Genomic DNA, 25907 nt, shown 5'->3' on the forward strand with positions numbered 1-25907 from the left:
AGCTAGTTTAGTAGTCAGCTTGCTTAATTGACATTTAACAAATCAAAGCGATCGTGCAGGGCTAAGGCATCTAATAATTTCTCCCTTATAACAATTTTTGCCTCTGTTGTTAATAAAATTCAAGAATGGCTAGAATCATAGTGTTTACCTATTTGTGCTAAAGGTTTTGGCTACTGTATCTTGTCCCCACTGCCATCAACTCGTTGATAGTCAAGCTATCAATTGTCCCTATTGCCGGACAACACTCAAAGCTTACGGTCATCCCGGTATTCCATTGCACCGCGCCACTGGGGACGGGTATCTGTGCGACACCTGCACCTATCATGCTGATGATACTTGCAATTTTCCTCAACGTCCCTACGCTAAAGACTGTACCCTCTACCAAAATATTGAAGAGACAAAATTAGAGTTGAAACAACAGCGTTACACTAACAGTTTTGCAGTAACTGTGAAAAGTTGGGTAAAACGCAATCAGGCTTTGCTGTTGCTTTTGGGTTTATTATTAGTCTGTTTGTTCTTCAGTTTAGTAACTTAGATGAAATTCCTCTATCTTGTGACAATTATCATACTTTTTATCGTAACTTTATTAAAAAAGCATCACAAGCAGACATAGCCAGTCCCTTGTCTTTAAGCTGTGGTAATTTTGGATGCTTCTGCAATAGGTTCAACTTGTATCGGTAGCACTTTTTCCTCAAAGGTAGCTAAGTCGAACCAAAAAGTGGTGCCAATGCCGACTTCACTCACTAGATGGACTTTACTACGATGTCTGTCGATGATATTTCTGACAATCGATAAACCTAAACCCGTACCTTCTAGGGTGTGAACTCGGTTTTCTACGCGAAAGAAGCGTTCAAAAATTGAGTGTTGATCTTCTGTGGCGATGCCAATTCCAGTATCGGAAATTTCAATTCGCACTGGTGCGGATTCGGTGTGACTGGGCTTGAAATCTAGTTGGTAGGCACGGATTGCTACTTTACCACCGGCTTTGGTGAATTTAAGGGCATTACCAATCAGGTTGCCAAACACTTGTACTAACAGATCGTAATTACCTAATACTAGCGGCAAATTAGGGGCAACTTCCTGAACAAGTTCAACACCTTTATCTTTTGCATTGAGTTGGTAAGTACGCAGGGTTTGCTCGATCGCTTGGGCTAAATCTACGCCATCGAAGCTGTAGTTGCGACCAGATTCGAGTTTTGACAAATCCAAAACATCGTTAACTAAGCGGGTTAGGCGATCGGTTTCATGGTTGACTGTTTCCAGAAACTCTTGCCGTTCTTGTAAAGCTAAGTCTTCGCCGTAGTCGTGCAGGGTTTCAATATAAGTTTTAATGTTAAATAGAGGCGTTCGCAGTTCGTGAGAAACGTTGCTGATAAATTGACTTTTTGCCTCGTTTAGTTCGACTTCACGGGTTATATCTTGAATAGTAATCGCAATACCTTTGATGCTTTCTCTTTGCAGGTTAAGTACTGTAGTCAAGAGAATACGGATCGTCCGTGGGGTGGGTTGGTTAATAAAAATTCGGAATTCGGCGCTTTCGCATTCGCCTGCTGCCATTTCGTACAAGGGACGGGTGATTTCGATTTGTACTGATGCTGGCAAGTGATGTAAGACATTGCAACCTACTACATTAGCGGCTTCCCAGCCAAAAATTCGCTCTGCTGTGGGGTTGACTAAAATCACCTGCATGTTGTTGTCAATCAACACGGCACCATCTGCGATCGTGGAAACTAGGGTTTCTAGTTTGGCTTTTTCTGCGGTCAGTTCTTCAATGTTCTGTTCTTCATAGCGCTCTAATCGCTCTGCCATCTCATTAAAGCTTAAAATTAATTCCCCTAGTTCGCCCCCTAAAGGTAAATTAATCCGCTGCTTAAAATTCCCGGTAGCAATTTGCTTTACCCCCACCAGTAGTTCTTTAATGGGCTTGGTGATGGTCAAGGCGTTAATCACTCCTGCCAAAATCACCATTACCCAAATTGTAATAAAAACGGCAATGGTGACATCGCGGGTAAAATTGGTGGAGATAACAGCGGTCTGATTGGGGTTGATCCCGATCGCTAATACACCTAAGTATTTTTTATTGACAATCAGGGGAATAAATACATCGGTAACTATCCCATCTGGGGTTGTGTGTTGTCGCACCATCGGCTTTTCGCCATCGCCAGGGTAATCTTCTGGCAGTTGCATCCGCCGTTTAATCGTAAGGGAGTTTTCTACCTCAGCTTCCCAAAAAGGAATGCCAAAAAAGATTTCCCCGTTTTCATCGGCGTAAAGCATATAACGCACGCTAGAGGTGCTGCTATAGAAGCGTTGGGAAAATTGGGCAACCTCGGTGAGATTATTGTCCGCGACTAAGGGGGCAACGTTGGCAGCAAGCAGCAGCCCTAAATCACGACCAAAGCGGGTGTCATTCATCCGCGCATCCTGCTGAATTGTATTCACAGCCCAGAAGGTCAAACCACTCATCACCAACGAAACTACCATTGTGGCCACAGCCAGCAGTTTAGTCTGGAGGGTGAACTCCGACCACCAACTTGCGATCGCATGTCGAATTGTTTTTAACAGAGTTAGCATCTTAAATAAAGTTGTTAGTAGTCTTTGTTATAAAGCTCAACAACTTAAAAATTAACAGTTAATTTGACAAATATGTTAGGGGAAGGGGGAATAGGGCACTTGTACTGAGTTGACGTTGAGCGTAGCCGAAATGCGTAGTCGAAGTATAGGGCATGGGGAATAACTCCTGACTTTGCCAATTTTGGATTATAGATTTCTCCTTCAATCCAAAATTGAATGACTTCTAACTCCTTACTCTATGCCCAATATCTCTCCGGTAATACATTCCCTGAAACTGAATATGTTTGAGACTAGCGTAGGCTTGGGCAATCGCTTGCTCAAAATTTTCTCCGATTCCCGTTACATTTAGTACTCGACCTCCATCTGTGACTATTTCTTGTTGCTGGTTCAATTTCGTACCTGCATGAAATACAGTTGCTCCTGTTGCCTCTGCCTCTTCAATGCCAGTAATCACCTGGCCCTTCTCATATTCTCCTGGATAACCACCGGAAGCGGCAACCACAGTGGCAGATGCTCCTCCTTTCCAAGCAATGGGCGGCAATTCACTTAAGCGCTGCTGTATACAGGCTAGAATCAACTCTTCTAAGGGTGTTTCTAACAGTGGCAAAATCACCTGGGTTTCGGGATCGCCAAAGCGACAGTTAAATTCCAAAACCTTCAAGTCGCCATCGGGTGCAATCATTAACCCAGCATACAGCACGCCTCGGTAATCAATGCCTTTAGCTCTTAAGGTGGCGATCGCTCTTTCTAATACTGCTGTTTGAATGCGTGCCATCAACTCTGGTGTAGCAATGGGTGCGGGGCTGTATGCTCCCATGCCGCCAGTATTTTCTCCTGTATCGCCGTCACCAATCCGCTTATGATCTTGAGCTGGCAATAAGGGTCTAATTGTTAACCCATCAGTCAACGCTAAAACTGACACCTCTTGCCCAATCAAACATTCTTCAATGACGACAAATTTACCAGCACTGCCAAATTGTCCCTGAAAAATTGCATCAACGGCACTTTCTGCCTGTGCAACTGTTTCAGCTACCGTTACACCCTTACCAGCCGCCAAGCCATCAGCTTTAACAACAATTGGCGCTCCCTGAGATTTGACGTAAGATTTTGCTGCCGCAGCCTCCGTAAATACCGCACATCGTGCCGTTGGAATCCCTGCTTCTTGCATCAGGGCTTTTGCCCAAGCTTTACTCGCCTCAATTTGCGCTCCCGCTCTGACTGGGCCAAATACCATCAATCCTTTGTCTTGGAGGTAATCTGTGATTCCCTTAGCTAGGGGGACTTCTGGCCCAACTATTACCAGAGTTATGCCATGTTCTAAAGCATATTGGCTCATGCCCTCAAAATCATCTACTGCTAAAGGCAAGTTCTGGCAACCTTTCATACTTGCCGTGCCCCCATTCCCTGGTACACAGATAACTTGCTCAATTTGCTTAGATTGCAACAGTTTCCATGCCAGAGCGTGTTCGCGCCCTCCATTCCCGACAACTAAAACTTTCACTGATTTCCTCGTGCGTCCCTTGCAAAATGAGAATACCTAATTCGGCTCTCGCGGATCAATTTTTTCATTAATTCTCACATTTGTGCAAGTCTCTGATGATTTAGTATGTGAGGATAAAACAATAGACTTCTTGCACAAATGTGAAATTCGCCCTCATCCCCCAACCCCTTCTCCTAATTTTGGGAGAAGGGGAGCCAATTTCAAAGTCCTTCTCCCAAGCTTGGGAGAGGAATTTAGGGTGAGGGTTTTTGATTCATGCAAGAAGTCTAATCTAAATATAGGATTCTTATTTAATTTTTGAACACAATTAGGTACTGTAGTCGCATGGCAAGGCTAAATTGTTGCAAAAAAATTTTTAGATTGGGTTGAGTAAAGAAACCTAATACTCCGATTGATGTTGCGTTTCGCGTTGCTCAACCCAACCTACATCTAATGCACTATTTTAGCTGTGTCACGCCAATTTGGTGCGTTAGGATAAAATCCGTAACGCACCAAATTCTTCAGAATGGTACGTTACGCTCTCGCTAACACAACGCCAGTTTGCACAAGTCGGGAAACCCGCTTAAGCGACTGGCTCTTTACGTATTTTTTGAAAAATAAAATAGCAGTCCTTTATTTACGCATCACTTTAATTATTTGAACTGCTGAACTCTTTTAGCCATTAAATTTCAACTGCGTTAATTCTCCAAATTTAATTTCACTCATTATTACAGTTTTAATTTTTATTGTTAGCAGTTATTCAATCAAGTTGGTAACATATTTTTAGCATAAATGTATTAGTTTAATTATCTTTTATATTGATAACACTAAAAAGAACTATAAAAAAAATCCTTAATTAATAACCGATTTATGATTATAATTATTAGCTTGTGAATATCGCGGTTAATCAGGATATAAAAAATCGGCAATATGGCTAAAAGTATCGTTACTGGAGTCGCAGGTTTTATTGGTTCTCATCTTGCAGAAACATTACTACAACAAGGAAACGAAGTAATTGGAATTGATGAATTCAATGATTATTACGATCCTATGTTAAAGCGAAACAATGTTGCACACTTGTATCGTTTACCTGGTTTTGCATTAATTGAAGGAGATATGCAGTTTTTAGATTGGCAGAAACTCCTAAAAGATGTTGATGTAGTTTACCATCAAGCGGCACAAGCAGGGGTCAGAGCAAGTTGGGGTAAAGCTTTTCGAGGCTATACAGAACGAAATGTTAACGCTACACAAGTTTTGCTGGAAGCAGCTAAAGATGCTAAACACCTCAAAAGATTAGTGTTTGCCTCTTCATCTAGTGTATATGGTGATGCCGAAACATTACCTACCCACGAGAGAATTTGTCCTCAACCAGTTTCTCCTTACGGTATTACGAAGCTAGCAGCAGAGTTTTTGTGTGAACTGTATTACAAGAACTTTGGTGTGCCCTGTGTAACATTGCGCTATTTCACAGTTTATGGCCCCAAGCAGCGCCCAGATATGGCATTTTATAAGTTTTTTCAATCCATTTTGCACAATGAGGCGATTCTTATTTACGGCGATGGCCAACAAACGCGGGAGTTTACGTTTGTTAGTGATATTGTCGCCGCTAATTTAGCCGCCGCTACCGCACGCCAAGCAGTGGGAGAAATCTTTAATATTGGTGGTGGTAGCAGGGTGGTTTTAGCAGAAGTATTAGATACGATTGAAGAAATTGTTGGGAAGCCAATCAAAAGAAACCACATAGAAAAAGCGATGGGAGACGCGCGCCACACGGCTGCTGATGTATCTAAAGCGCAGAAAATTCTCGGATATCAGCCGCAAGTCTCCCTAAAAGAGGGTTTGACGCAGGAATGGGACTGGGTGAAATCTTTGTATTCCCTATCTTCCTAATTTTTCTCATCTTCTTTATCTTTGGACTTAGTAAAGTTAAGGCAGAAGTTGCTACAGCAAAAGCGGAAGTTCTTACAGACTGCGCGAAACACGGAAACGTCAAAACGGAAGCTGCTACAGACTGCGCGAAACATGGAAACGTGAAAGCGGAAGTTCTTACAGGGAAAGCGGAAGCTGCTACAGACTGCGCGAAACACGGAAACGTCAAAGCGGAAGTTATTACAGGGAAGACGGAAGCTGCTACAGACTGCGCGAAACACGGAAACGTCAACCCTGGAGCAATATTTTTTGATGTATTAGGGACTTCCAACAAATAAATTATGTAATCTTGCAGGGATTGACCAAGATTTTCCACAAACCGATCGCTTGCTCATACTCTTGCTGATTGCGAATCGTAAGCAAGGGTGCGATCGCGCTCCTATATCATTACAAGCCAAGCAAAATCATGCTTTTACAGGTATCTTGAATTTAGACGATCGCCTGTCTAATTAGTTTAATCCTTAGCTTACCTATTCCCATGATTGAAATTCATCAATGGCGCTACGAATTAAGGAAGTTATTTGAGCGCGACGGGTTTCAAAGTTGGCGGCGATATAAATCAGTAAAATGCCAACTAGTAAGCCAACAACCCATTTTAAAAAGGAGTACTGCAAGCTGAAAATTACCGATTGATAGATTGTAGTAATTAAAAAAGTGGCTGTACCAATGTAGAGAAAAGCCCGTACTCGTAAAGCTAATCCAGCAAAAATGGCGATGAGACTAAGAATTCCCAGTATCCAAGCTGTATTTTGATTAAATAAAATTGCCCACCCACAAATTAAACCACTCCCTAGCACTCTCAGAAGATGACGAGATGTTTTGTACTCTGGTAGCTTTAGTTGGGTATCTACTTGAGCAATATAAAGCAGTGATAACCCAATTGGCGTTACATACCACAAAGTATCAGTCAAACGTAAAGAATCAAACCAGCGATAAAGTGCCCAATCAATCAACGCTACACTAATATAGGTAAAACGGATGTTTTCACCTACTTTTGTAAGGAAGATATAGAATCCAGCTGCGATTATCAAGGTAATGGGGTAAGTTTGCAGTCTGGTTTCCCATAAAATTATCAGTGGTGTGATGTATGCAGCTTGTTGCCAAGGTCTTTTAGACCAACCCCAACTTTCCCAAGGTAAGATGTACAGAAAGTAGGCTACTAAACAAGCGATCGCACCATTCCAAGGAACTAATGGCCCAGCCCAAAATCGCCCTACTGCTGTCTCCCGCCAATAAATCCTCATGCCGGCTACCTCTAATAAGCCAAGGTAAACCCACATCTGGGCGATTGTAATTCCTCCGAAAAAACTGGGTGAAGTGCGTGAATTTCGTCCCTGAAAGATGGCATAGCGAATCAAAAATACCCCAGTTCCCAATCCCACCAAACGGTTAACTCCAATGGGAAGAGGAATAGCAGCCATTAATAAACAGCTACTCCAAACCCAGTGAATATGGGCAATTCTTTTCAATTCTTGGGGAGTTAGGCGTAAGTAACTGACAAGCCAAGGCGACAGAATGCGGTAAGCATACATGATACTCGCGCCAAGGGCAGACATGGCAATTAATCCATCACCTAATGCTCCTCCTGAAGCTTGTGACATTTGATAGAACAAAAGTTCATAAGCAGAAATTGATACGCCAATAATTCCTAAGTACAGCAAGGGTTTAAAGCTCTCGCGCCGTCGCCCCACACCAATAATAATTAAAGCTACACCCAAGGAATACAAACCTGTCCATTCGGTGAAGGTGTTCAAACGCAGCAATATACTAAATACACCATAAATTAATGGCAAAATGTGAAGGCTGCTAGGAAACCTTTCTAATTGATGTCGGCGTCGCCACCATTCGCCGACAAGCTGAGTAATTAAACCCAAGGCGATGTTTGCAATTGCAATTCTCACAATTGAGTGTTCTTCCAACCCTAGCACTTGGGTAATCAACAATTCCAAACACCAACCAATCCCATAAAATGCCCAATTTGTCGGTTCTCGCCAACTGCGATAAACAATGGCTGCCAGGGTTATTGTAGTGGCAATTAAGAACAAAAATACTGAAGTAGTAAACCCTTGGTAAATCAGCACTGAGTGCAGCGTCAAACTCAACAATTCTAAACCACATAAGGCGATCGCCCATTGATCGCTAGCGGCTGCATAGATAACAGCTAATTCGTTACCGCGTCGGTTCAAAATAGTCCGCGCTAACCATAGACTTAGAGTTGCGATCGCTCCTACCACAAACCAACCTGCTACCGCTAGGCGAGGTAAACCAGGCACACCCGTCCCCAGCAGCGCTCCAATGAAACTTAAAACAAATCCTTCTGTAATTACCGCAGATACTTGGTTTCGCAAATAGTGCGTATTTGCAAACATCAATCCAGCACCTACAGCCAAACTGATTAATCTGATTCCTGGTAGTTGTAAAGTCAGTAGCTGGGCAACTATCACAGCCAAGACACTCAAGTAACGGCTAGTAAGCCGCCGCTCTATAATTGTGGCATTGGCAACACCTGTGAGAGCTAAAGGCGTAACTAACCATAAAACCCCCCAATCAGATCGGTTATCAGCGATGCCATACCAAGATGATTCTGCATTCATCCACAAAAGGAAAAAACTAGCTGCGGCTAATCCTAAACCGATGTCCCATGCACTACGTTGCCATAGTCCTTCCTCCAAGCTAAATCGCCATTCTGCAACCATGAGAGCCAATAAAATACTTGCCCAGGCTTGTTGACTCAGGCTGGGGAATAACCAATTAATAGTAAAGCAAAACGTCAGCACCCCGATAATGTGAGTTAGGTATACCAGGGGAAGGGATGAGGGGGAGCGCCGTTGAGTAACGAATGCGAGAGTGGCGGTAGAGAATAGCAGATTTAGCGATCGCAATGTGGGATTTACTATAGCGATCGTTGTTAAAAGAGTTCCAAATAACAGAGTGAGCAGTTCGCCAAATTTAGCTAATTCTCGCTTTTGGCTGCGATACAAACTATCTGTAAGCGCCACCATCAAAATTACGTAGGGAAATAAAGCTATACTCAGTAGCGCCCAAGGTTCATTTTGAGAATTGGTGAGTTGGGTACTAGTTGCGATCACTAATTTCTGTAAGTTATTAGGTACTAATCGCCAACCTAGCAAAATCGTCTCTAAGCCGATGACGAAAACCGCTGCAAAGTCTTGCTTTAAACTGAACCACTGCAAGCGACTCCCCACAAACCACAAACCCAAACCACTGACAGCTATTGCTTGCCAAGGATAATTAACTACCGATACCAGCCAACCCAGAAAGAGTAAAACGCCCCCAAGTCTTTCCCAGAGTAAAAAAGATGAGGGAAATGAGGAGTATATTAATGTTACTTCCCCTACTCCCCCCGCCCCCTGCCCCCTGCCCCCTGCCCTACTCGTTCCCTGCTGTGCTAACCAAGTCATCAACCAGCCGCAAATGCCAATAGCTAACCCCAACAGTGTGACATCTACCTTGGTAACAAAAATTGCCCGCACCAACAATACTATTAAAGAATAAATAATTACAGCAGCAGGTAAACTAATACTTACCCTACGGCGTAGGCGTAGCCTGTCGTAGACATCGCCCCGATCTTCCTCGCTGCCAGTATGAGGCTGTTGGAAAAGATTGTGATAAACGGTAATGATAGTTGTGGCGATCGTTGCCAGATAAACAGCAATTAAGGGAAATCCTCTTAATTGCCAACCCCAATGCAGATAACTCAGCCCCAAAATATTTACCAGAGGTAATTTGCCAGTATGTAAATTGGTAAAAATAGTCCGATTTTTGGAGAGTAAAACAGTTATAGCAGTCAGAGTAGGACAGGCGATCGCAACTACAATCCAATCCACAGGATTTTGCCACAACCGAAAACTATCCATTGCCCAAAAATTCACTGGCACTAACAAAAGAGTGGCAATCAGCAATGTCTGAGCCGTCAATCTGAGGTTATTTTGCCTAGTCGCCCAAAAGCTTAATCCCCAAAAACTCAAAGTATAAGCAAATAAAACCCCGTACTGTCCAGAAGCGGGAAACCTCGCCCATTGACTAGCAGCCAGTACCCCAGAAGATACCACTACCAGGAAAACCCCTAGAAAAAGTAGCCAACGGACACTCAGTTCTGCCCCCAAGGACTGCAACATTGTGCTGATAAAGTTGGGTTTAGCTGGTTTTTGTTGTGGTTGTTTACCGCTACTAGATTGTAAAGCTGCTATGGGCAACTGCTGCACGGGGTCAGAAGTTGCAAATACTACCTTTGTTTGAGCTTCAGCCTGGGGTTGTAACACCACTGCACACACCAGAAACTCTTGACATAACTGTCTGACTTGGGCATCAGATATTAGACCTAAACGCAGCCATATATCCAGTCCTTCTAATAATTGAGGATGGGAAGATGGCAGTCTGATGTCAATTTTTAGCGGGCGCTCAAGGGGCAATGACATAAGTGGCAGCAGTACAAGTATATACTTAAATTATTTGTTTAATTAAAGTATATTTTTGCTCTATCTGTGTCACTTATAAGGCTAATTGATATTAATTTTTAACCCAATACAGTTTAGATAAGTCCAAAATCCTAATGTAGAGACGCGATAAATCGCGTCTTTGTGATTTATTGCGTCTTGAAAGACCAATTATTTACACCAATAACCCTTAACCCAAGCATATTAATTTTTAAACTACAAGCAATATTCAAATGCTAACTATCTGCTTTTATTTTCCACCTTGCAGTCTCCTAACCGCTAAAGGTACCTGTATCCTTAGTTTAATTAGGTTTTGTTATTTTCCAGAGAAAGTCGTCTACCTGCTGTAACTTTGAGTTATAAACTTTTTCAACTCCAGCTTTTAAAAAGTCAGACGGCTCGAACAAGAACAAAAATATGTCGGTAAAGCCATTAGTAATCTCTGGTAACTGATTTTTTCCTACAATTTGAAATTGCACTTTTGGGTCGATTAATTTACTAAGTACTTGTAGCTGTGGAATAATGTTATCCTCATCACTAATTAAAAGCGGTTTCTTCCCTTGATTAATAATATTAGCAATTTTAGGATATTCTTAGTATTTTTCAGGCAACTGGTTCCACCAAATCTGCCCTTGAGAGTGAACCATACAAGATATAACTCCGCCCATAATTACTATAAACGCTACAAGTGACCAAAACTTTTTTTGCCAAGCTTGAGTAGAAATAGACGCGAGCTTAGTGGTAAATACGTAAGCAACAGCTAACTGTATACCTAAAACTGAAGTAAGTGTATATCAACTAGTAGCAAATCGCTTTTGAAAGACGAAATCTGTTATCAGTAAAGGAAGCCCTAGAGATCCAATCAAAGTTAAGACAAATAACCAAACTTTTTTAGAAGTTTTTCGACATCCAAAATAAATTGAGTAGCTGATTAAAGCTAAAATAATTAAAATAAAAGGAATTAAGACAAACTTAAGTTTTCCTAGTTTGTTAGGACTAATATCTAAATCAAGAAACGCACGACTAAAGATACCAGCCCACTTCACATCTGACATCAATAATGTTTGTTTAGTATTCGCCCAAGTAACTGCTTCTGGCTGAGGATTGGTAATAATAATCCAAATCCAAGGTACAAAAGTTATAAACCCTGCAAGCAATGATAGCACGTAGTAAATCGATATTTTACTCAATCGGAAACCTTCGATTACAACTACATAAATTCCCTGTGCAAAAGCAACAAAGGTAAAAAATAGATGACTATAGAACCCTATTGATAATATTGCTATATAAATGTACCAACTAATATTTGTTTGAAGGCGCATGGCTCGCAGCAGTCCTACACTCGATATTAAGATGGCTACTATCTTTAAACTGTACGATCGCGCTTCTTGTGCATACACGATATGAATAGGTGAAATGGCTACTAACCCGATGGCTATCCACTCTACTAGTGAAGACTCAAATAATTTTTGACATAGCCAATAAAGACAAGGAAAGGTAAACAGACTAATAAATGCCAAAAAACTTCTGATTGCTGCTATAGAATTGCCAAAGCACTCTACCCAAAACCGGGTAATCAAGATATATAGTGGCAAAATCTGCGAATCTTCTAAAATAAGCCCTTTCATTGTATCAATTACATTTTTTTCAGAATTAGGATACTGGTATTTATGTAAATCTTCTATGCCAATCAAACGACCATTACTTCATTGCTTTTTCATTTCTGACTGCATATAGCCAGATATACGTAATGATGACAAAACTTCATTACCCCAATAAATTTTTTTGTCAATATTGACGAAGCGAAAAAATATGCCTATTACTAATAGTATAATAATTAAAAAACGTAACCAATATTTAGAAATAGTCCATTTTTGTGATAATTGCTTTTTCATATATTTTTTAATCTTCTCAAAGGCTTAATCAACTTGATAAAAAGGCAAATCATAATTTTTTATTAGCCTGGTGCTAATGAAAAAACAAAATTAGTATCTTCAAATAGGAGAGGAGATTAAAACTAGGATTTATTTATAAAATTTACAAATAAAAAATAAATACAAGGTATTATTTTCCTTTTAACCAGTATTTATTTTGCAGCTTTGGGCAAAACTATATTTATAGTAAATATAATTTTTTTCATTCTATAGTAGAAATTAATCAATCAAGAAAATACTAGTATTACAAATAAAAAGATTTTATAAAGTTTATATAAAAGTATTAAAAATACGTCTGTGAGTAGCACTATTGTAGAATCGTTGTAAGTTCCAAAAAAGGCATTTGCAGCAAAAATTTAGTGCTTGCTCTATACCCATTTAATTACGTAGCTAGCTTCTTAATCTGTGTTGCGAATTTTAACTTGCCCTTGCTTGGACTAAATCGACCGTTGTTTCAGCAGTCTAAAATACCGTAAGTAAATACTACGGCAAATCTATCGGTTTATAGTATGATAATTTAAATTGCGATTGCTTGCGAACACCGCCCTATCGATCAAATTATGGAGAATTGACATGAGCAACAAACACATTGAAGTCAGACAGGTAGCAGGTTTCATCGGTGCCGAAATCAGCGGCGTAGACCTGTCGCGTCCTTTGGATGATGATGCAGTCAAAGAAATTCGTCAAGCACTATTGAAGTGGAAAGTCGTGTTCTTTCGCGGTCAAAACATCGATCATGCAGCACAGATTGCATTTACAGCTCGTTTCGGCGAAGTGACTTACGCACATCCCCACGAAGATGAGCCGATTCAAGGCTTCTCAGAAATCCTGCCTATTGACCGCAGCCGTTATGAGCGGCGCAATGGTCTGCGCCGTTCCAGCTACGAGAGCCGTTGGCACACCGATGTCACAGCAGTTGTCAACCCACCTGCGGCGTCAATTTTGCGTGCGGTTAATGTCCCTAGCTTCGGTGGTGACACACAATGGACAAATCTAGTTGCAGCCTACGAGGGTCTGTCAGCACCCCTACGGGCCTTGGCAGACACATTAAAAGCCGAACATCGCTTCAATGCGCGTTTGAATTTCCCCAGCAACAGCAAGATTGCCCAGCGCATCGCAGCCAATCCCCTGGTTTCAATCCACCCAGTAGTAAGGGTTCATCCTGAGACTGGTGAACGCGCATTGTATGTCAATCCTGGCTTTACCTCGCACATTATTGACGTATCACGACAAGAGAGCGATCTGCTGCTTGAGTTGTTCTTCAACCAGATCACCAAGCCCGCCTACACTACCCGCTTCCGCTGGAATAACGGTGACATTGCGTTCTGGGACAACCGCGCCACCTCCCATTTGGCTCCTCAAGACTTGGATCATCTGGAAGTCGAGCGCGTCCTCTATCGCACCACCATCACGGGCGATGTTCCAGTTGGGCCTGATGGTTTCCGATCGCAAGTGGTTGAAGGTGAGGCATTCAACAGCGAACTACCAACCGTATTAAAGAACAAAGCTGAGAAATTAGAAGCAGTACCAGCGCTTTCATAAGCTACAGAGTGGTAAACAAGGGCTGCGCTGTTCGTAGCCTAGTTTACCTACTGAAGTATTTAGCAAAATATAAATTTATTTGTGTAGCATTAAGTAATTTTTACAGCAACTTTGAATGATTCATGAGAATATTTCGATTGTTTCTTTTGAGTAAATAGTGATGTCTGCACCTACCCCAAGCAATGGTTCAGAGACATCACCACAGCCTATTCTCTGGCGATAACTATATCGTTGGACTTAATAACAGCATAAGCTTCTTTCCCTTCAGACAAATCCAACTCTTCTACCGATACTCTGGTAATAATTGAAGTTAACTCAACTTTGTGAACAATCTCTAGCGTTACTTCACTATTAACGGCTCCAGTAACAACTCGCTTAACAACACCCTTGAGAATATTGCGAGAGCTAACTTTGAGTGGTTTCTTTTGAACACTAATTTCTATCTCAGGTATTTGAGTGTAGATATCTTTCTCATCTGCATTTATGGTTGATAGCAAGTTGGATGGTGAAGAGTGTTGATTAAGACCACGTACCAGTTCTCGGAGAATCTCGGTTTTAGTTCGCTGAGACTGGCCACAAAACTCTTCCAAAATCTTTCGCTCCTCTTCTGAAGTTTGGAATGTTACCCACCCTTGTTCTTTTCTAGGCATATTTTTACTGATATAGTTGGTTATGTGTTGGTATCTTTGCTACTATTTTACCTAGCATCAATTTTATGGAAGAAACCCTTCAAACGCCTTTTCTATGAAAAGAAGACAAATTTTTGGTTTCCTGGGTATAGCGATCGCTGGCTTGCTGCTAGCAATTGGTTTACCGTTGGTTCCTCCTTCTCCTGTAATAGCACAGTCGAACACCAGCATACTTGTATCTGCAGCTGCCAGCTTAAAAGAGGCACTGGAAGAAATTAAGCCTTTGTACCAACAAAGTAAATCAAATATCAATATTAGTTATAACTTTGGGGCTTCTGGTGCCTTGCAGCAACAGATTGAGCAAGGTGCGCCAGCAGATATCTTTATTTCTGCTGGCAAAAAGCAAGTGGATGCCTTGGAAGAAAAAGGACTATTGCTACCAGGTAGCCGTACTAACCTGGCAAATAACCGTCTAGTCTTGATTGTGGCTCAGGATGTTGTTGGCATCAATAGCTTCTACAATTTAACAGATAGTAAGATTAAAAAAATTGCGATCGGTGAACCCAGAAGCGTACCCGCCGGTCAATATGGCGAGCAAGTCTTGAAGAAATTGAAACTTTACGATCGCCTCAAGTCGAAATTTGTCTTTGCTAACAATGTGCGTCAAGTTTTAGCAGCAGTAGAAAGTGGTAATGCCGAAGCAGGTTTAGTTTATGCCACTGATGCCAAAATTTCCAACAAGGTAAAAGTCGTAGTTGCTGCTGATGATAAATTTCATTCCCCAATTGTCTATCCGGTAGCAATAATTAAAAGCAGTAAAAATCCTTCTGCTGCCAAGGAATTTGTCCAGTTTCTATCTGGCAGTGAAGTCAAAACTGTACTCAGAAAATATGGATTTATTGTGCCCGAAGAAAATAAAAAATAATCACTCTATTTCTTTAGCGATCGCTCTCACAAATTTTAAGAAAGATCCAAGTAATGAATAGCCTTTGAGGGGGAGAATTTAGATGTATGTAAGTTCTTTCAGTAGCTAATTTTGAATTAACCGCTTGATTATTGTTAGCCTAAGCCAAGGAGACAAATCCCTAACTTAGGCTAATCATTTAAGAAGCTGTGGACTGTAATTTTTCTAATCGTGCCAGCACTTCTGAACTGTGAATAGTTGGGTTGACTTTGACAAAAGTCTCGCGCAAGACACCTTGAGGATCGATGATAAAACTGTGGCGCATAGATAAAAAGCCGAGCCACGAACCGTAAGCTTTGCTCACTGAACCATCAGTGTCAGCCAACAGGGGGAATTTTAGGCCCTCTGAATCACAAAATTTGGCGTGGGAATCAATGTCATCAGCACTAACACCAATAATCTGAGCGTTTTTTTTGAGGTATTGGGGTAAGTCTTGCTGAAAACGACGAGCCTCTATAGTACAACCAGAGGTAAAGTCTTTAGGATAAAAGTACAAAACTAGCCATTTACCGCGCAAGTCAGAGAGGGAAATTTTGCCATCACCTGTGTTGGTTAGCAAAGTAAACTCAGGTGCGGGTTGATTAATTGCCGGAAGTTTACCACCAAGAGCATTAGCAACAGGGGTAAAATTCAGCCAGCTGATGACAGAAATACAGCTGGCAAATAATATGCTTAAAAAAGTGCGGCGGGAAATCATGGTGTAAACCAGAATCACAACTTTACACAAGTTTACAATTCTTGGTTGCAAAAAATCTTATTCTAAGTGAGATTCAGGAGGGGTATCTGTGCTTTCGATATATTGACTATCTAGCAGAAACACCCCCCTAGTAAAGCGAATACCCCAATATCCACCGGGTCTGCGGTCAATGACTATACCTTCTTCGCCAATGTGAATTACATTGGGAGGGCGCAGCATGGGCATAGGTTCAGCAGTTTTGACGTAGGCTGGTAGCGCCACAACACGGACTTTACTACCAATTGCGAATTCTTTGGACATCTTAATCAAGCTAGGAGTTTTGAATTAACTCATAACTCAAAACTAGCTTGAAAGTCTACTAAATTGGGCAGGGGAATAAAGAGGGAAAGGGAAAGGGGATAAAGTTTTTCCCCTTTCCGCATCTTCTGCAAGAAGTCTATTAATTTTTAACTATGGAAAACAATACCTGGACATCAGTCAAAGGTAAGTGCCAAGGTAATTCTGGTTGCCAATCTCACCCCTGCGCTTCAGCGATGCGATCGAGTACATCTAAAACCTGTTACAGACGAGGAGCGGGATCTGGGGAAGCGGCAAAGGGTTGCATCATAATCTATTTTGGGATTGAGATGAGCGGCACTGCCCACCCCAGAATTATTCTTTTTTGAAAAATGACTATTGAGGATTGCCTTGTTGACGGCGTGAAGGAGCATTTTGACGGAATTGCTCTAATTTTTGACGCTGTTCCGGGGTTAAGACTGCTTGAATCTGTTGTTTCTCAGACTCGCGGATTTGTCGCATTTGAGTTTTTTGTGCTTCAGTTAGATTTAAGTCAGCAAAACCACCCTTTCCTCGACGTTGACCGGGTTGCCGTTGACCTTGACCTGTTTGCCCCTGAGCCTTACGCGCTTGCCACTCAGCCCGATGTGCTTGTTTCGCTGCCTCTAATTTTGCTTTTTGTTCTGGGGTCAAAACTGCTTCAAATTTGCTGCGGCTATCGCGGCGAATCGTCTGAATTTGGGCTTTTTGGGCATCTGTTAGACCTAAATCTTTCCAAGGGCCTCTTTCTTTTTGTGGAGTTTGTGCAAGTAACACGGGTGAAGGAGAGGCTGTTTGAGCGTGAACAGCAAAGGAGGTTGCAGTTAAAGTGAGAGCGATGGCGGAAGCAACTAGCGATAATGCTTTGAGTTTCATTACTTGTCTGGTGGGTTTTTCCTGGTTGGATGCCACCATCATAAGAACTTATCTTCAGTAGTTACATGAGGAGAAAGTCATGGTTCTACCCATGACTTTAGTCATGATTGACAATAGATAGTTAAGAGTTAGAAGTTGGAAGTTATAAATTATGAAAATTTTGATTATGATAATTTTAGAAATCATTATCTAGCTGATTACCTAACAGGTTTGTTCTTTGAATTTATTTTTGATTTCTCACTCAGCAAAAAATTTAAGCAGTGAAAGCATCTGCTCAAATCTTTAGAATTATTAACTTCTAATTCCTAACTCATCACTTCTAACTGGAGCAACGCGACTAATGAGTCGTCCAATTCAAATTAAGAAACATCCTTTTCCGTCTCTGCTTTATCTGGAGTGGACATTACTGGCGATTACCGCATTGACAGCTGTTATACCACCTCCGTTACGGCGTTTTCGTCCCAAGCCTCCAGAACTATCAATTTGCAGTGCATTTCCAGACTTGTCAGTTTGTAGCATATTGCCAGAACTATCAATTTGTAGTCTGATTATTTTTGCGTTAATGGGCTTAAGATTACCCAGAAATAACCAGATAACTAAGGTAATATATACAGCCATTGAAATTCTATTAATTTTAATAATTGGACTTTTTGGGGAAAGATTTGCTCGGCTTTTTCCCTTTCTCTATATAATTTTAGTGACTCGTAGTTGTCTGATTTTTCAGTTAAATGGGCGTTTATTCGTTACAGCTTTGTCATTTGCCTTATATTTAATTACTACACAAATAAAATATCAGTTATTCAATTTTCAAGCATCGCCGCAGGCACAAGAGCGATATCGATTTTTGATTTTGAATTCGTCGCTAGTATTTGGCTTAAGTTTGGTTTTTGTATTGTTGATGATGAATGCAGTTTTGTCTGAACGGCAAAGTCGAGAAAAGCTAGCTCTTGCTAACGAAAAACTCCGTCAATATGCCATGCAAATTGAAAATCAAGCTACCTTAGAAGAACGTAACCGCATTGCTCGTGAAATTCATGATTCATTAGGACACTCTCTGACTGCTTTAAATCTACAATTAGAAACTGCTTTAAAACTATGGCAATCTAACCCAGGTAAGGCTGAAACATTTCTTGCAACTGCAAAGGAATTAGGTTCAAAGGCGCTAAAGGATGTTCGTCAATCTGTTTCTACTATGCGTTCTAATCCCTTACAAGAACAATCTTTAGAAGATGCGATCGCTAGTATTTCAAAAAATTTTCATCGCTTTAATGGGATATTACCAATTTATCAAATTAACCTGGAATATTCTCTACCACCTGAAATAAATACTGCTATTTACCGGATTACTCAAGAATCTTTAACTAATATATCTAAATATGCGTATGCAACAGAGGTAAAATTGGAACTCACTACGACTAAAGGCAATTTGCAATTGATAATTCAGGATAATGGGAAAGGTTTTGATGTCGGGCAAAATACTACTGGTTTTGGACTTCATAGTATGCGCGATCGCACTTTAGCACTTGGAGGTAAGTTTAATATTAATAGCACTCTTGGCTCTGGTTGCAAAATTACAGTTAATATTCCATTAACAAGGTTAACATAATGATTAAAGTATTGCTGGTAGATGACCAAAGTTTAATTCGTCAAGGATTAAGAGCATTATTGGAATTAGAACCAGATTTAGAAATAGTTGGAGAAGCAGAAAACGGTGAACAGGCAATTAATTTTGTTGCACAATTTCAGCCAGATGTAATATTGCTAGATATCAGAATGCCGATTATGGATGGAGTTGCAGCCACGCAGGAGATTCAAAAACGTTTTGCCAAAACGAAGATTTTAGTACTAACGACTTTTGATGATGATGAATATGTGTCAGCAGCTTTAAAGAATGGGGCTATGGGTTATTTATTGAAAGATACACCATCAGAAGAATTAGCTGTTGCTATTCGTGCCGTTCATAAAGGATATACGCAATTAGGCCCAGGTATAGTTAAAAAGCTGTTGACTCAATTTTCTCATGTTGCACCAACTCATTCCCCGCCTGTACCATCTAGTTTAACTGAACTTACTCCTAGAGAAAAAGAGGTTTTGCGGTTAATTGCTACAGGCGCTAGTAACCGAGAAATTGCTCAGGAACTCTACATTTCTGAGGGGACGGTGAAAAATCATGTTACGAATATTTTAAACAGATTAAATTTGCGCGATCGCACTCAAGCTGCGATTTGGGCAAATACATATTTATCTTATTTTAATGAGCCAAGTTAAATAATTCGTAATTATTATTTAAATAATTCCAAACATTCATTTTTTAAAACGTCTTTTGTGACTTTGATTTTCCTAAATGACTTATCGATTACTTCTTCGCAAGATATACTAATTTGTGATTGATTTACAGTAATTAAATCTTGAATTGAAGCACCATATACAATTTCTGATAAACCACTCCAAACACAAGCAGTTGCACACATCGGACAAGGTTCGCCAGTTGCATATATGCTATAACCTTCTAAAGAGGGGTTTTTCAGTTTAGCTGTTAAACTACGAACAACATTGATTTCTGCATGGGCTGATGGATCGTTGTCTCTACTCACAGTATTATGAGCTACGGCAACGACTTCGTTATCTTTAACAATCACTGCACCGTAGGGTGCATCGCCTTTTTTTGCTTCTGCCAATGCTAAACGCATAAAATATTCTGGGTTCATATAAGCTGAGGTTAACATAAGGATAATGGTTAATAATATCGTATTTCTAATGTTATAACTGGGAATTAAGATGTATTAATGGTCGAATATGTTACTGAGCAGACAAGAAACAGAATTTTACTTAGAAGACCTAGAAACACCAATAGGGAAAGCGATTAATTTAACACTCGCCTCTTTGGTGCTAATATCATCAGGAATTTTTGTGGCAGAAACATATAATATTCCTGATTATATGCGGTTTAAGTTAAATGTAGCTGATACTGCGATCGTCATCATCTTCGCTGTGGAATATTTACTCCGCCTGTGGAGTGCAGAAAACAAAATTAAGTATATTTTTAGCTTTTATTCGATTATTGACTTAATGGCGATTCTGCCATTTTTTCTAGGTATGGTGGATATTAGCTTTATCCGCCTATTACGATGGTTTCGGATTTTACGATTAATTAGATTTATAGATAGAAAGTTTTTATTCGCTAGTATCAGCAGTGAAGATGGAATGATTTTTGCGCGAATATTATTTACGCTATTTGCAATTGTTTTTATTTATTCTGGCTTAATTTATCAAGTGGAGCATCCGGTTAATCCTGAAAATTACGCTACATTTTTGGATGCATTCTACTTCTCTGTTGTCACAATGACAACTGTAGGATTTGGCGATGTTATTCCAATTTCGGAATTAGGACGCTTGCTAACAGTATTGATGATTTTTACCGGAATTGCATTGATTCCTTGGCAAGTAGGAGATTTAATTAAGCAAGTGGTAAAAACTGCTAATCAGGTAGAAATAGTTTGTTCAGGTTGTGGTTTAGCTTTTCATAATGTAAATGCTGGGTTTTGTCAGAGGTGCGGGACTAAGTTACCTAGTCGCAGGATTGATTAGACATCTGGTGAAATTAAATATGCGTTATCCACAATCCTCAAAGAGATGTAGCACTGCTATGGCTCTATATTCTTTTTCACTCCTATAGGATATCTCCCTTAAGGAAAACCCCGGTTCAATAACAATTACAGTTAGTGCTGTTGAAGTAGAATAATTGACAGAGGAAGAATAGCGCGATCGCCTCCAGTAAAAATTGCCTTTCTTCGTAAAATGTAAATCGCAAAATAAAAAATCTTTCTATTTTTATGACTGTAAAACACCAGACCGAAAAAGACTCTCTCACAGCAAGCACTAGTATAAAGATAAATCAAGAAATAGAAAAGGAAAAAGTTTTATGTTCTCATTGTCAGCGCACTGCTACGAATAATATTAAATGTAAAGGGATTTGTGTGGCTGACAATGACTATTGATGTAATGTAAAAAAATTATCTTCATATTCCATATCCCCTTTTAACGCTGTAACCTGGATGGATGAGCGACATTTCCAAGTCCAAGACTCTCCATCAATAAGGACAACCCCCAACTCAGGGACAAGGGTGGGTATTGAGGTATATTTATGCAATGAGAAGCAATAATCTCACCAGAACGTTGCTCTTTTAGGATTGAAGATGAGCATACTAAGTCGGCAACGATTAAAATTTTAGCTTAACAAATTCAAGACTTTAATTATACGATTCAAACAAACCTGGCGATCGCAGCTTAATTTCTACACTTTTTTGAGGATAACGTGTAATAAGGCGATAACACACCCGACACCCATACCATCTTCTAATTTGGAAAATAGCTTCCAAGGATTTTTATCTCACTTTGGTAAGGGAGGGTTCAATAAAAGTAATTTTAGAAAAGAATGTGACAGAACATCAGCTTCGGTTTTACTCGGCTCAACCTAGCGTATATAAGATTTTGAAAGTAATTTCAGGCAATATTAGGCGCTGATGGGTTGTTGTTCAGATTCAATTAACTGATTATTCGATACATCAAATCTAATAGTAGTAGCCGCCCAGTCTTTGAAATCGGGTGCTAGCCAGACTAGCTTACGCAGAATTTCATCATTCACCCACAACACCAAGGGGAACTGAAACTGTTTCCGAAACTCATCTCGCATGATATTGGTACTAATAATCAGTTGGTTAATTGCCACTACAGATTCTAAGCCCCTTACCATCAAAGCTTCAGGTTGAATAGTACCAATTTCACTTGTAATAGCTGTGTATAACTTGTCAACCGTAGGTGAGAGCAAAATTTCGTGGATATCTGCTGATGAAAATTCTGTTAACAAATTCAGCACTTTCTGTTGCCTTTGAACACAGTTACAACACGCCAATAATAGCGAGAACTCTCCACCAGCAACCATCATCGCCCTTGCCAGTCTCTTAGTGGCTGCTGTGCTGCTAATGCCGTTTTCTGAATTAGTTAAGCCGATCATTAAAAACACCCTTCTTTTGATTTTCAAACATATTCAGTGATTCTACCCTATTAATTTTTATTCTAAAGTGTTAATTGGGTAAATTTGATGACTTTTGTCTGTAATATTTAAGCATTATATAACGAACAAGCAGATGGTGCATTATCTCATATTCACAATTTAGGGATAATGTAAAGATAATATCAACATAACCTCAGTTACAGGGGACACGCAAAGAATTAACAATTGAATTATCACTGGATTTTCAGAGATTTTTGCATCTGCTAGCAATTAAGTAATTTGTTCTTGACATACAGTAAAAAAAATGACCAGTAAAAGTCTAACAGTAAATATTAGCAAGTGGCAAAACTTATAGCAGTTTTCAAATGCACCCCTACTTAAACATTAGGTTTTCCATGTCACCCTTCTTTTGTGGTCGTACTATAACTTTGCTTCACGCTAACACCAGTTACTTACAGCAGTAAACCCCCGATAGCGAGAGTTCACCGCGTCACGTGTCTTCTCAACAAGTCATTTGGGGACGGATATTGAGTGTGGAGTCGTAAAATAGTCTCAGCGCCAGATGCAGAAATCTTATTGCATTAAAGCTAACTCATCCGTTTGATAGAACTGTAGATAAAAAATGTCGCTCCGTTAGTGGAGGACAGGGAATATTTAGCTTTCTAAGATCGATTCAGAACATCTTGAACTATAACAACAATTTTGGAATTTGCTCAATTGCCCCATTGTTTGAGGTTGATAGCCAATAACAAACGTATGTAAATATTTATTTGATTTTTTGGAAACCAATTAGGAATATCACACCATGCTATTTAAAGATCGGAGGTTTGCAGGTCAAGTTTTGGCTAAAGAGTTAACCGCTTATGCTAACAACCCAGATGTTCTGGTATTAGGGCTACCAAGGGGTGGTGTACCCGTTGCTTTTGAAGTTGCCAAAACGTTAAATGCTCCCTTAGATGTTTTAGTGGTACGTAAATTGGGTGTGCCTGATCAAGAAGAACTAGCGATGGGAGCGATCGCTTCTGGTGGTGTGCGGATAGTCAATAAATATATTATCAGCCTGGTGAAGATATCCGATGAAGTAATTGCCAGAGTGGCGGCGCAAGAAGAACGGGAGTTAGAGCGGCGAGAACGGCTTTATCGGAGAAATCGCTCTTTAAGAGATTTACAAGGACGTACAGTCATCTTGGTAGATGATGGTTTAGCCACGGGTGCAACCATGTGGGCTGCTGTTGTAACTGTGCGAAAACAGCAACCTGCTCAGATTGTGATTGCTGTGCCTGTAGCTGCACCTGAAACTTGCCAAGAGTTAGAAACTGAGGTAGACGAAATCGTTTGCATCTCCAAACCCAGCCCTTTCCAGAGCGTTGGTCTTTGGTACGAAAGCTTTCCTCAAACTACCGATGAAGAAGTCCACGACTTACTTGCAAAAGCGGCAAATAACGCTGAAGCAATACCTCTTGGTATGTAGATAAAGGTTAAGTTTATGAGGTGGTCTCAACTCACCAACTGAAGTTTTAACGGGACAGAACTCAAACGGTGTGATGATAGTGGTTCGGATTAGTAGTGACGTTGCCGGGACAAAAACGTTGATCGAGTATACAAACTAGTTGATATGGTTGAATAATGCTCAGTTCATCTGAAACAGCACCCGATGTTTCACGATCCATACTCAATAATCCCCAGGAATAAATATGTCTGAGATTCAAAACAAAGTGATAATCATCACCAGAAGCCGTTGCTACTGAGTTGACCACCACGATTACTGATAAAGACACAGCAGCGGGAATTAATCAACTTTATGCGATCGCATACGCCATTGAGCAACCGGGTGATGTTGATGTGAATGAAATCATCATCCGTCCGACACGTCAAGAACTTTAAATTTAGGTTTATAAAGCAAGCATTCGGCTCAGATAAACTCTCTCACCGAACAAGCAAGTATAGAATTCGCTTAAAAAAAATTCTGCGTACCTCTGCGCTTTCCTTCCCTACGGGACGCTCCGCGAACGCCTCCCTCTGCGTTTAAAAACGTGACTATCTTAGGCAAAGCTGTACTAAATTGTCAGTGTCAGATTAATAAGTCCAGTTTTGCTTAGTCTGCAAGCTATAGGTTCCATCTTTCACATTTACCCGCTCAGGAATCAGATTTAAATCTCTAAATATATTTGCCTGATGCTGTAGAGCAGTGAGCGATTGGTCGTCAATCGGGATGATGGCGCGTTCGGCACTACGTTGCTGTAAAGTTCCGACAATAGATGGATCGATTTCATGGTGTTCTGCCATTCGTTGAACCGCTTCTAATTCCTGTTTCTTAGCCCAAGCTCCAGCTTCGTTTACCTCTTCTAAAATCACCTTGAGCAGATCAGGATAGTCGCGTACCAGCTCTGGAATTGCGTAGTAATAGGTCGGAACTTCCACGGAGGCTTTGTCACCAAATATGCTCTCTAAATCTGCAATCGATCGCCCTGGATAAGCACTTCGGGCAAGAGTAGCTGTGTAGGGAACCCAAATCACCCAAGCATCGATTTCACCTCGACGGAATCGGGGCAGCGCCTCCGGTTGTGTCAGATAAACTGGTTCAATATCACTAAAATCAAGTCCGACTTTTGCCAGCGATCGCACAAGCACATAATGGGCGCTTGAGCCTTTGTCAAAAGCAATCTTTTTACCCTTTAGGTCGCCCAGCGTCTGAATCGGTGAATCTTCCGGTACTAGAATCGCTTGACCTTTGGGAGCGGTATATTTTTCCTTAGCCACTCGCACAAATACATGATCTGCTGCTTGAGAGAAAATGCTGGCCGTGCCGCCGCCACCGCAGAAGTCAATCGTGCCATTGCTGAGTGCTTCTATCAGAGAAGAGGCTGATAAAAAGCTTGTCCAGGTGACACTCAGCCCATAAGGTTGCAAACGCGTTTCGAGCAAGCCTTGAACACGGAGAACTTCCAGATTTGTCATCCCCTCTGGATATCCTATTTTGAGTTCCTTGAGCCGCCGTGCTTGCTCTGCTAAGGGCGTATTGCTAGAGCGATCGGAACGGTTAGAAAACCAGCGATCCAAAACTACACAGAAAATTATTCCCCCCATAAACAGTCCCACGGTTTCCAGTAACTGGATTGTGGAGCTTTTGGGTAGTTTAAACTGATTCATGAGAGTGGAGAGCTGATTGCCAGATTCAGAAGTGGCAACAGCATGACTGTCAAAAATTAGAGTCAAAACCAAAATCGAGACAAATCCGAGGCAAAACCGAACTGCAAACCTGTATGTAGCCGATCTACGAGTGACTGATCTGAACGACCGTAAGATGTTTTGACCTCTGCTTCTAGGCACAAGGTCAATCAAACGGCTAATCATAATGACTCCTTTGTTGATGCTTGCAATGAATGGCGCGTTACATACGAGGATACAGCCAGAGGGTTAAATTTTTTGGGGATATTTATTATATTATGACTTACGCACTGTACAAATTAATCATGGTATGCGTTTCCCAAAATAG

General features: G+C 40.7%; 24 protein-coding genes. 11 read left to right on the forward strand and 13 right to left on the reverse strand.

Translation table 11 applies throughout. The features are described from left to right. Positions 1–166 precede the first annotated feature (166 nt). Entirely contained in the window at positions 167–535 is a 369-nt protein-coding gene (locus V7K60_RS23060; RefSeq protein WP_334928693.1) for a zinc ribbon domain-containing protein, read from the forward strand. A 92-nt stretch (positions 536–627) separates the two neighbouring features. Here the strand turns inward: V7K60_RS23060 and nblS are convergent, their stop codons facing one another. After that, entirely contained in the window at positions 628–2574 is a 1947-nt protein-coding gene (gene nblS / locus V7K60_RS23065; protein WP_334928695.1) for a two-component system sensor histidine kinase NblS, read from the reverse strand. 223 nt (positions 2575–2797) lie between these two features. Beyond that, positions 2798–4075: a phosphoribosylamine--glycine ligase gene (gene purD, locus V7K60_RS23070; RefSeq protein WP_334928697.1), complete on the reverse strand. Its 1278-nt coding sequence runs from the start codon at positions 4073–4075 to the stop codon at positions 2798–2800. Between the two features lie 909 nt (positions 4076–4984). Here purD and V7K60_RS23075 point away from each other — a divergent pair. Continuing rightward, positions 4985–5944 (forward strand): NAD-dependent epimerase/dehydratase family protein, encoded by a 960-nt coding sequence (locus tag V7K60_RS23075; RefSeq protein WP_334928699.1) that lies wholly within the window; start codon positions 4985–4987, stop codon positions 5942–5944. Then, positions 5905–6261, forward strand: coding sequence for a hypothetical protein (locus V7K60_RS23080; RefSeq protein ID WP_334928701.1), 357 nt, complete (start codon positions 5905–5907; stop codon positions 6259–6261). The genes V7K60_RS23075 and V7K60_RS23080 overlap by 40 nt, the downstream gene beginning before the upstream one ends. Positions 6262–6453: 192 nt before the next feature. Here V7K60_RS23080 and V7K60_RS23085 read toward each other — a convergent pair whose 3' ends face one another. The 3 genes from V7K60_RS23085 to V7K60_RS23095 all read right to left on the reverse strand — a co-directional run bounded on the left by V7K60_RS23085 (position 6454) and on the right by V7K60_RS23095 (position 12068). Next, positions 6454–10422 (reverse strand): DUF2157 domain-containing protein, encoded by a 3969-nt coding sequence (locus tag V7K60_RS23085; protein WP_334928703.1) that lies wholly within the window; start codon positions 10420–10422, stop codon positions 6454–6456. Between the two features lie 320 nt (positions 10423–10742). Continuing rightward, positions 10743–10919 carry a hypothetical protein gene (locus V7K60_RS23090; RefSeq protein ID WP_334928705.1) on the reverse strand — a complete coding sequence of 59 codons (177 nt, stop codon included), beginning with the start codon at positions 10917–10919 and terminating at the stop codon, positions 10743–10745. Between the two features lie 315 nt (positions 10920–11234). Beyond that, positions 11235–12068: a glycosyltransferase family 39 protein gene (locus V7K60_RS23095; RefSeq protein ID WP_334928707.1), complete on the reverse strand. Its 834-nt coding sequence runs from the start codon at positions 12066–12068 to the stop codon at positions 11235–11237. Positions 12069–12947: 879 nt separating this feature from the next. Here V7K60_RS23095 and V7K60_RS23100 point away from each other — a divergent pair. Next, on the forward strand, positions 12948–13916 hold the full coding sequence (locus V7K60_RS23100) for a TauD/TfdA dioxygenase family protein (RefSeq protein ID WP_334928709.1): 969 nt from the start codon (positions 12948–12950) through the stop codon (positions 13914–13916). Between the two features lie 206 nt (positions 13917–14122). Here V7K60_RS23100 and V7K60_RS23105 read toward each other — a convergent pair whose 3' ends face one another. Then, complete coding sequence (locus V7K60_RS23105) at positions 14123–14566, reverse strand: TOBE domain-containing protein (protein ID WP_334928711.1); 444 nt, start codon at positions 14564–14566, stop codon at positions 14123–14125. A gap of 94 nt (positions 14567–14660) precedes the next feature. On the opposite strand from V7K60_RS23105, the gene modA reads away from it, so the two are divergent. After that, positions 14661–15470, forward strand: a complete 810-nt coding sequence (gene modA, locus V7K60_RS23110; RefSeq protein ID WP_334928713.1) for a molybdate ABC transporter substrate-binding protein — start codon at positions 14661–14663, stop codon at positions 15468–15470. A 178-nt stretch (positions 15471–15648) separates the two neighbouring features. Here modA and V7K60_RS23115 read toward each other — a convergent pair whose 3' ends face one another. Both V7K60_RS23115 and sipA read right to left on the reverse strand, forming a co-directional pair. Continuing rightward, positions 15649–16206: a peroxiredoxin gene (locus tag V7K60_RS23115; RefSeq protein WP_334929389.1), complete on the reverse strand. Its 558-nt coding sequence runs from the start codon at positions 16204–16206 to the stop codon at positions 15649–15651. A 57-nt stretch (positions 16207–16263) separates the two neighbouring features. Beyond that, complete coding sequence (sipA, locus tag V7K60_RS23120; RefSeq protein WP_334817366.1) at positions 16264–16506, reverse strand: regulatory protein SipA; 243 nt, start codon at positions 16504–16506, stop codon at positions 16264–16266. A gap of 152 nt (positions 16507–16658) precedes the next feature. Between sipA and V7K60_RS23125 the strand changes: the two genes are divergently transcribed. After that, complete coding sequence (locus V7K60_RS23125) at positions 16659–16871, forward strand: hypothetical protein (protein WP_334928715.1); 213 nt, start codon at positions 16659–16661, stop codon at positions 16869–16871. Between the two features lie 7 nt (positions 16872–16878). Here V7K60_RS23125 and V7K60_RS23130 read toward each other — a convergent pair whose 3' ends face one another. After that, positions 16879–17397, reverse strand: a complete 519-nt coding sequence (locus tag V7K60_RS23130) for a Spy/CpxP family protein refolding chaperone (protein WP_334929391.1) — start codon at positions 17395–17397, stop codon at positions 16879–16881. Between the two features lie 340 nt (positions 17398–17737). Here V7K60_RS23130 and V7K60_RS23135 point away from each other — a divergent pair, with 340 nt between their 5' ends. Both V7K60_RS23135 and V7K60_RS23140 read left to right on the forward strand, forming a co-directional pair. Further along, the gene (locus tag V7K60_RS23135; RefSeq protein ID WP_334928717.1) at positions 17738–19003 is read left to right on the forward strand and encodes a sensor histidine kinase; all 1266 of its coding nucleotides are present in this window, start codon (positions 17738–17740) and stop codon (positions 19001–19003) included. Next, a complete protein-coding gene (locus tag V7K60_RS23140; protein ID WP_334928719.1) occupies positions 19003–19665 on the forward strand; it encodes a response regulator transcription factor in 663 nt (220 codons plus the stop codon). The genes V7K60_RS23135 and V7K60_RS23140 overlap by 1 nt, the downstream gene beginning before the upstream one ends. Positions 19666–19679: 14 nt before the next feature. Here the strand turns inward: V7K60_RS23140 and V7K60_RS23145 are convergent, their stop codons facing one another. Then, entirely contained in the window at positions 19680–20105 is a 426-nt protein-coding gene (locus V7K60_RS23145) for a nucleoside deaminase (protein ID WP_334929393.1), read from the reverse strand. 88 nt (positions 20106–20193) lie between these two features. On the opposite strand from V7K60_RS23145, the gene V7K60_RS23150 reads away from it, so the two are divergent. Further along, entirely contained in the window at positions 20194–20985 is a 792-nt protein-coding gene (locus V7K60_RS23150) for an ion transporter (RefSeq protein WP_334928721.1), read from the forward strand. A gap of 925 nt (positions 20986–21910) precedes the next feature. Here the strand turns inward: V7K60_RS23150 and V7K60_RS23155 are convergent. Beyond that, complete coding sequence (locus V7K60_RS23155; protein WP_334928723.1) at positions 21911–22411, reverse strand: hypothetical protein; 501 nt, start codon at positions 22409–22411, stop codon at positions 21911–21913. Positions 22412–23216: 805 nt separating this feature from the next. On the opposite strand from V7K60_RS23155, the gene V7K60_RS23160 reads away from it, so the two are divergent. Continuing rightward, on the forward strand, positions 23217–23882 hold the full coding sequence (locus V7K60_RS23160) for a phosphoribosyltransferase (protein WP_334928725.1): 666 nt from the start codon (positions 23217–23219) through the stop codon (positions 23880–23882). A gap of 61 nt (positions 23883–23943) precedes the next feature. On the opposite strand, the gene V7K60_RS23165 is transcribed toward V7K60_RS23160, so the two are convergent. Beyond that, positions 23944–24168: a hypothetical protein gene (locus V7K60_RS23165; RefSeq protein ID WP_334928727.1), complete on the reverse strand. Its 225-nt coding sequence runs from the start codon at positions 24166–24168 to the stop codon at positions 23944–23946. Here V7K60_RS23165 and V7K60_RS23170 point away from each other — a divergent pair. Then, complete coding sequence (locus V7K60_RS23170) at positions 24161–24295, forward strand: hypothetical protein (protein ID WP_334928729.1); 135 nt, start codon at positions 24161–24163, stop codon at positions 24293–24295. The genes V7K60_RS23165 and V7K60_RS23170 overlap by 8 nt on opposite strands. A 192-nt stretch (positions 24296–24487) precedes the next feature. Here V7K60_RS23170 and V7K60_RS23175 read toward each other — a convergent pair whose 3' ends face one another. Next, positions 24488–25627, reverse strand: a complete 1140-nt coding sequence (locus V7K60_RS23175) for an aliphatic sulfonate ABC transporter substrate-binding protein (RefSeq protein ID WP_334928731.1) — start codon at positions 25625–25627, stop codon at positions 24488–24490. Positions 25628–25907 lie beyond the last annotated feature (280 nt).

This window comes from Nostoc sp. (assembly GCF_036917555.1).
GTDB lineage: Bacteria > Cyanobacteriota > Cyanobacteriia > Cyanobacteriales > Nostocaceae > Nostoc.

Coding starts and splice junctions, on each gene's coding strand:
- nblS (WP_334928695.1), bottom strand. CDS start 2,574: ATGCTAACTCTGTTAAAAACAATTCGACATGCGATCGCAAGTTGGTGG.
- V7K60_RS23075 (WP_334928699.1), top strand. CDS start 4,985: ATGGCTAAAAGTATCGTTACTGGAGTCGCAGGTTTTATTGGTTCTCAT.
- V7K60_RS23080 (WP_334928701.1), top strand. CDS start 5,905: ATGGGACTGGGTGAAATCTTTGTATTCCCTATCTTCCTAATTTTTCTC.
- V7K60_RS23085 (WP_334928703.1), bottom strand. CDS start 10,422: ATGTCATTGCCCCTTGAGCGCCCGCTAAAAATTGACATCAGACTGCCA.
- V7K60_RS23095 (WP_334928707.1), bottom strand. CDS start 12,068: ATGAAAGGGCTTATTTTAGAAGATTCGCAGATTTTGCCACTATATATC.
- V7K60_RS23100 (WP_334928709.1), top strand. CDS start 12,948: ATGAGCAACAAACACATTGAAGTCAGACAGGTAGCAGGTTTCATCGGT.
- V7K60_RS23105 (WP_334928711.1), bottom strand. CDS start 14,566: ATGCCTAGAAAAGAACAAGGGTGGGTAACATTCCAAACTTCAGAAGAG.
- modA (WP_334928713.1), top strand. CDS start 14,661: ATGAAAAGAAGACAAATTTTTGGTTTCCTGGGTATAGCGATCGCTGGC.
- V7K60_RS23115 (WP_334929389.1), bottom strand. CDS start 16,206: ATGATTTCCCGCCGCACTTTTTTAAGCATATTATTTGCCAGCTGTATT.
- sipA (WP_334817366.1), bottom strand. CDS start 16,506: ATGTCCAAAGAATTCGCAATTGGTAGTAAAGTCCGTGTTGTGGCGCTA.
- V7K60_RS23125 (WP_334928715.1), top strand. CDS start 16,659: ATGGAAAACAATACCTGGACATCAGTCAAAGGTAAGTGCCAAGGTAAT.
- V7K60_RS23130 (WP_334929391.1), bottom strand. CDS start 17,397: ATGAAACTCAAAGCATTATCGCTAGTTGCTTCCGCCATCGCTCTCACT.
- V7K60_RS23135 (WP_334928717.1), top strand. CDS start 17,738: ATGAGTCGTCCAATTCAAATTAAGAAACATCCTTTTCCGTCTCTGCTT.
- V7K60_RS23140 (WP_334928719.1), top strand. CDS start 19,003: ATGATTAAAGTATTGCTGGTAGATGACCAAAGTTTAATTCGTCAAGGA.
- V7K60_RS23145 (WP_334929393.1), bottom strand. CDS start 20,105: ATGAACCCAGAATATTTTATGCGTTTAGCATTGGCAGAAGCAAAAAAA.
- V7K60_RS23150 (WP_334928721.1), top strand. CDS start 20,194: ATGTTACTGAGCAGACAAGAAACAGAATTTTACTTAGAAGACCTAGAA.
- V7K60_RS23155 (WP_334928723.1), bottom strand. CDS start 22,411: ATGATCGGCTTAACTAATTCAGAAAACGGCATTAGCAGCACAGCAGCC.
- V7K60_RS23160 (WP_334928725.1), top strand. CDS start 23,217: ATGCTATTTAAAGATCGGAGGTTTGCAGGTCAAGTTTTGGCTAAAGAG.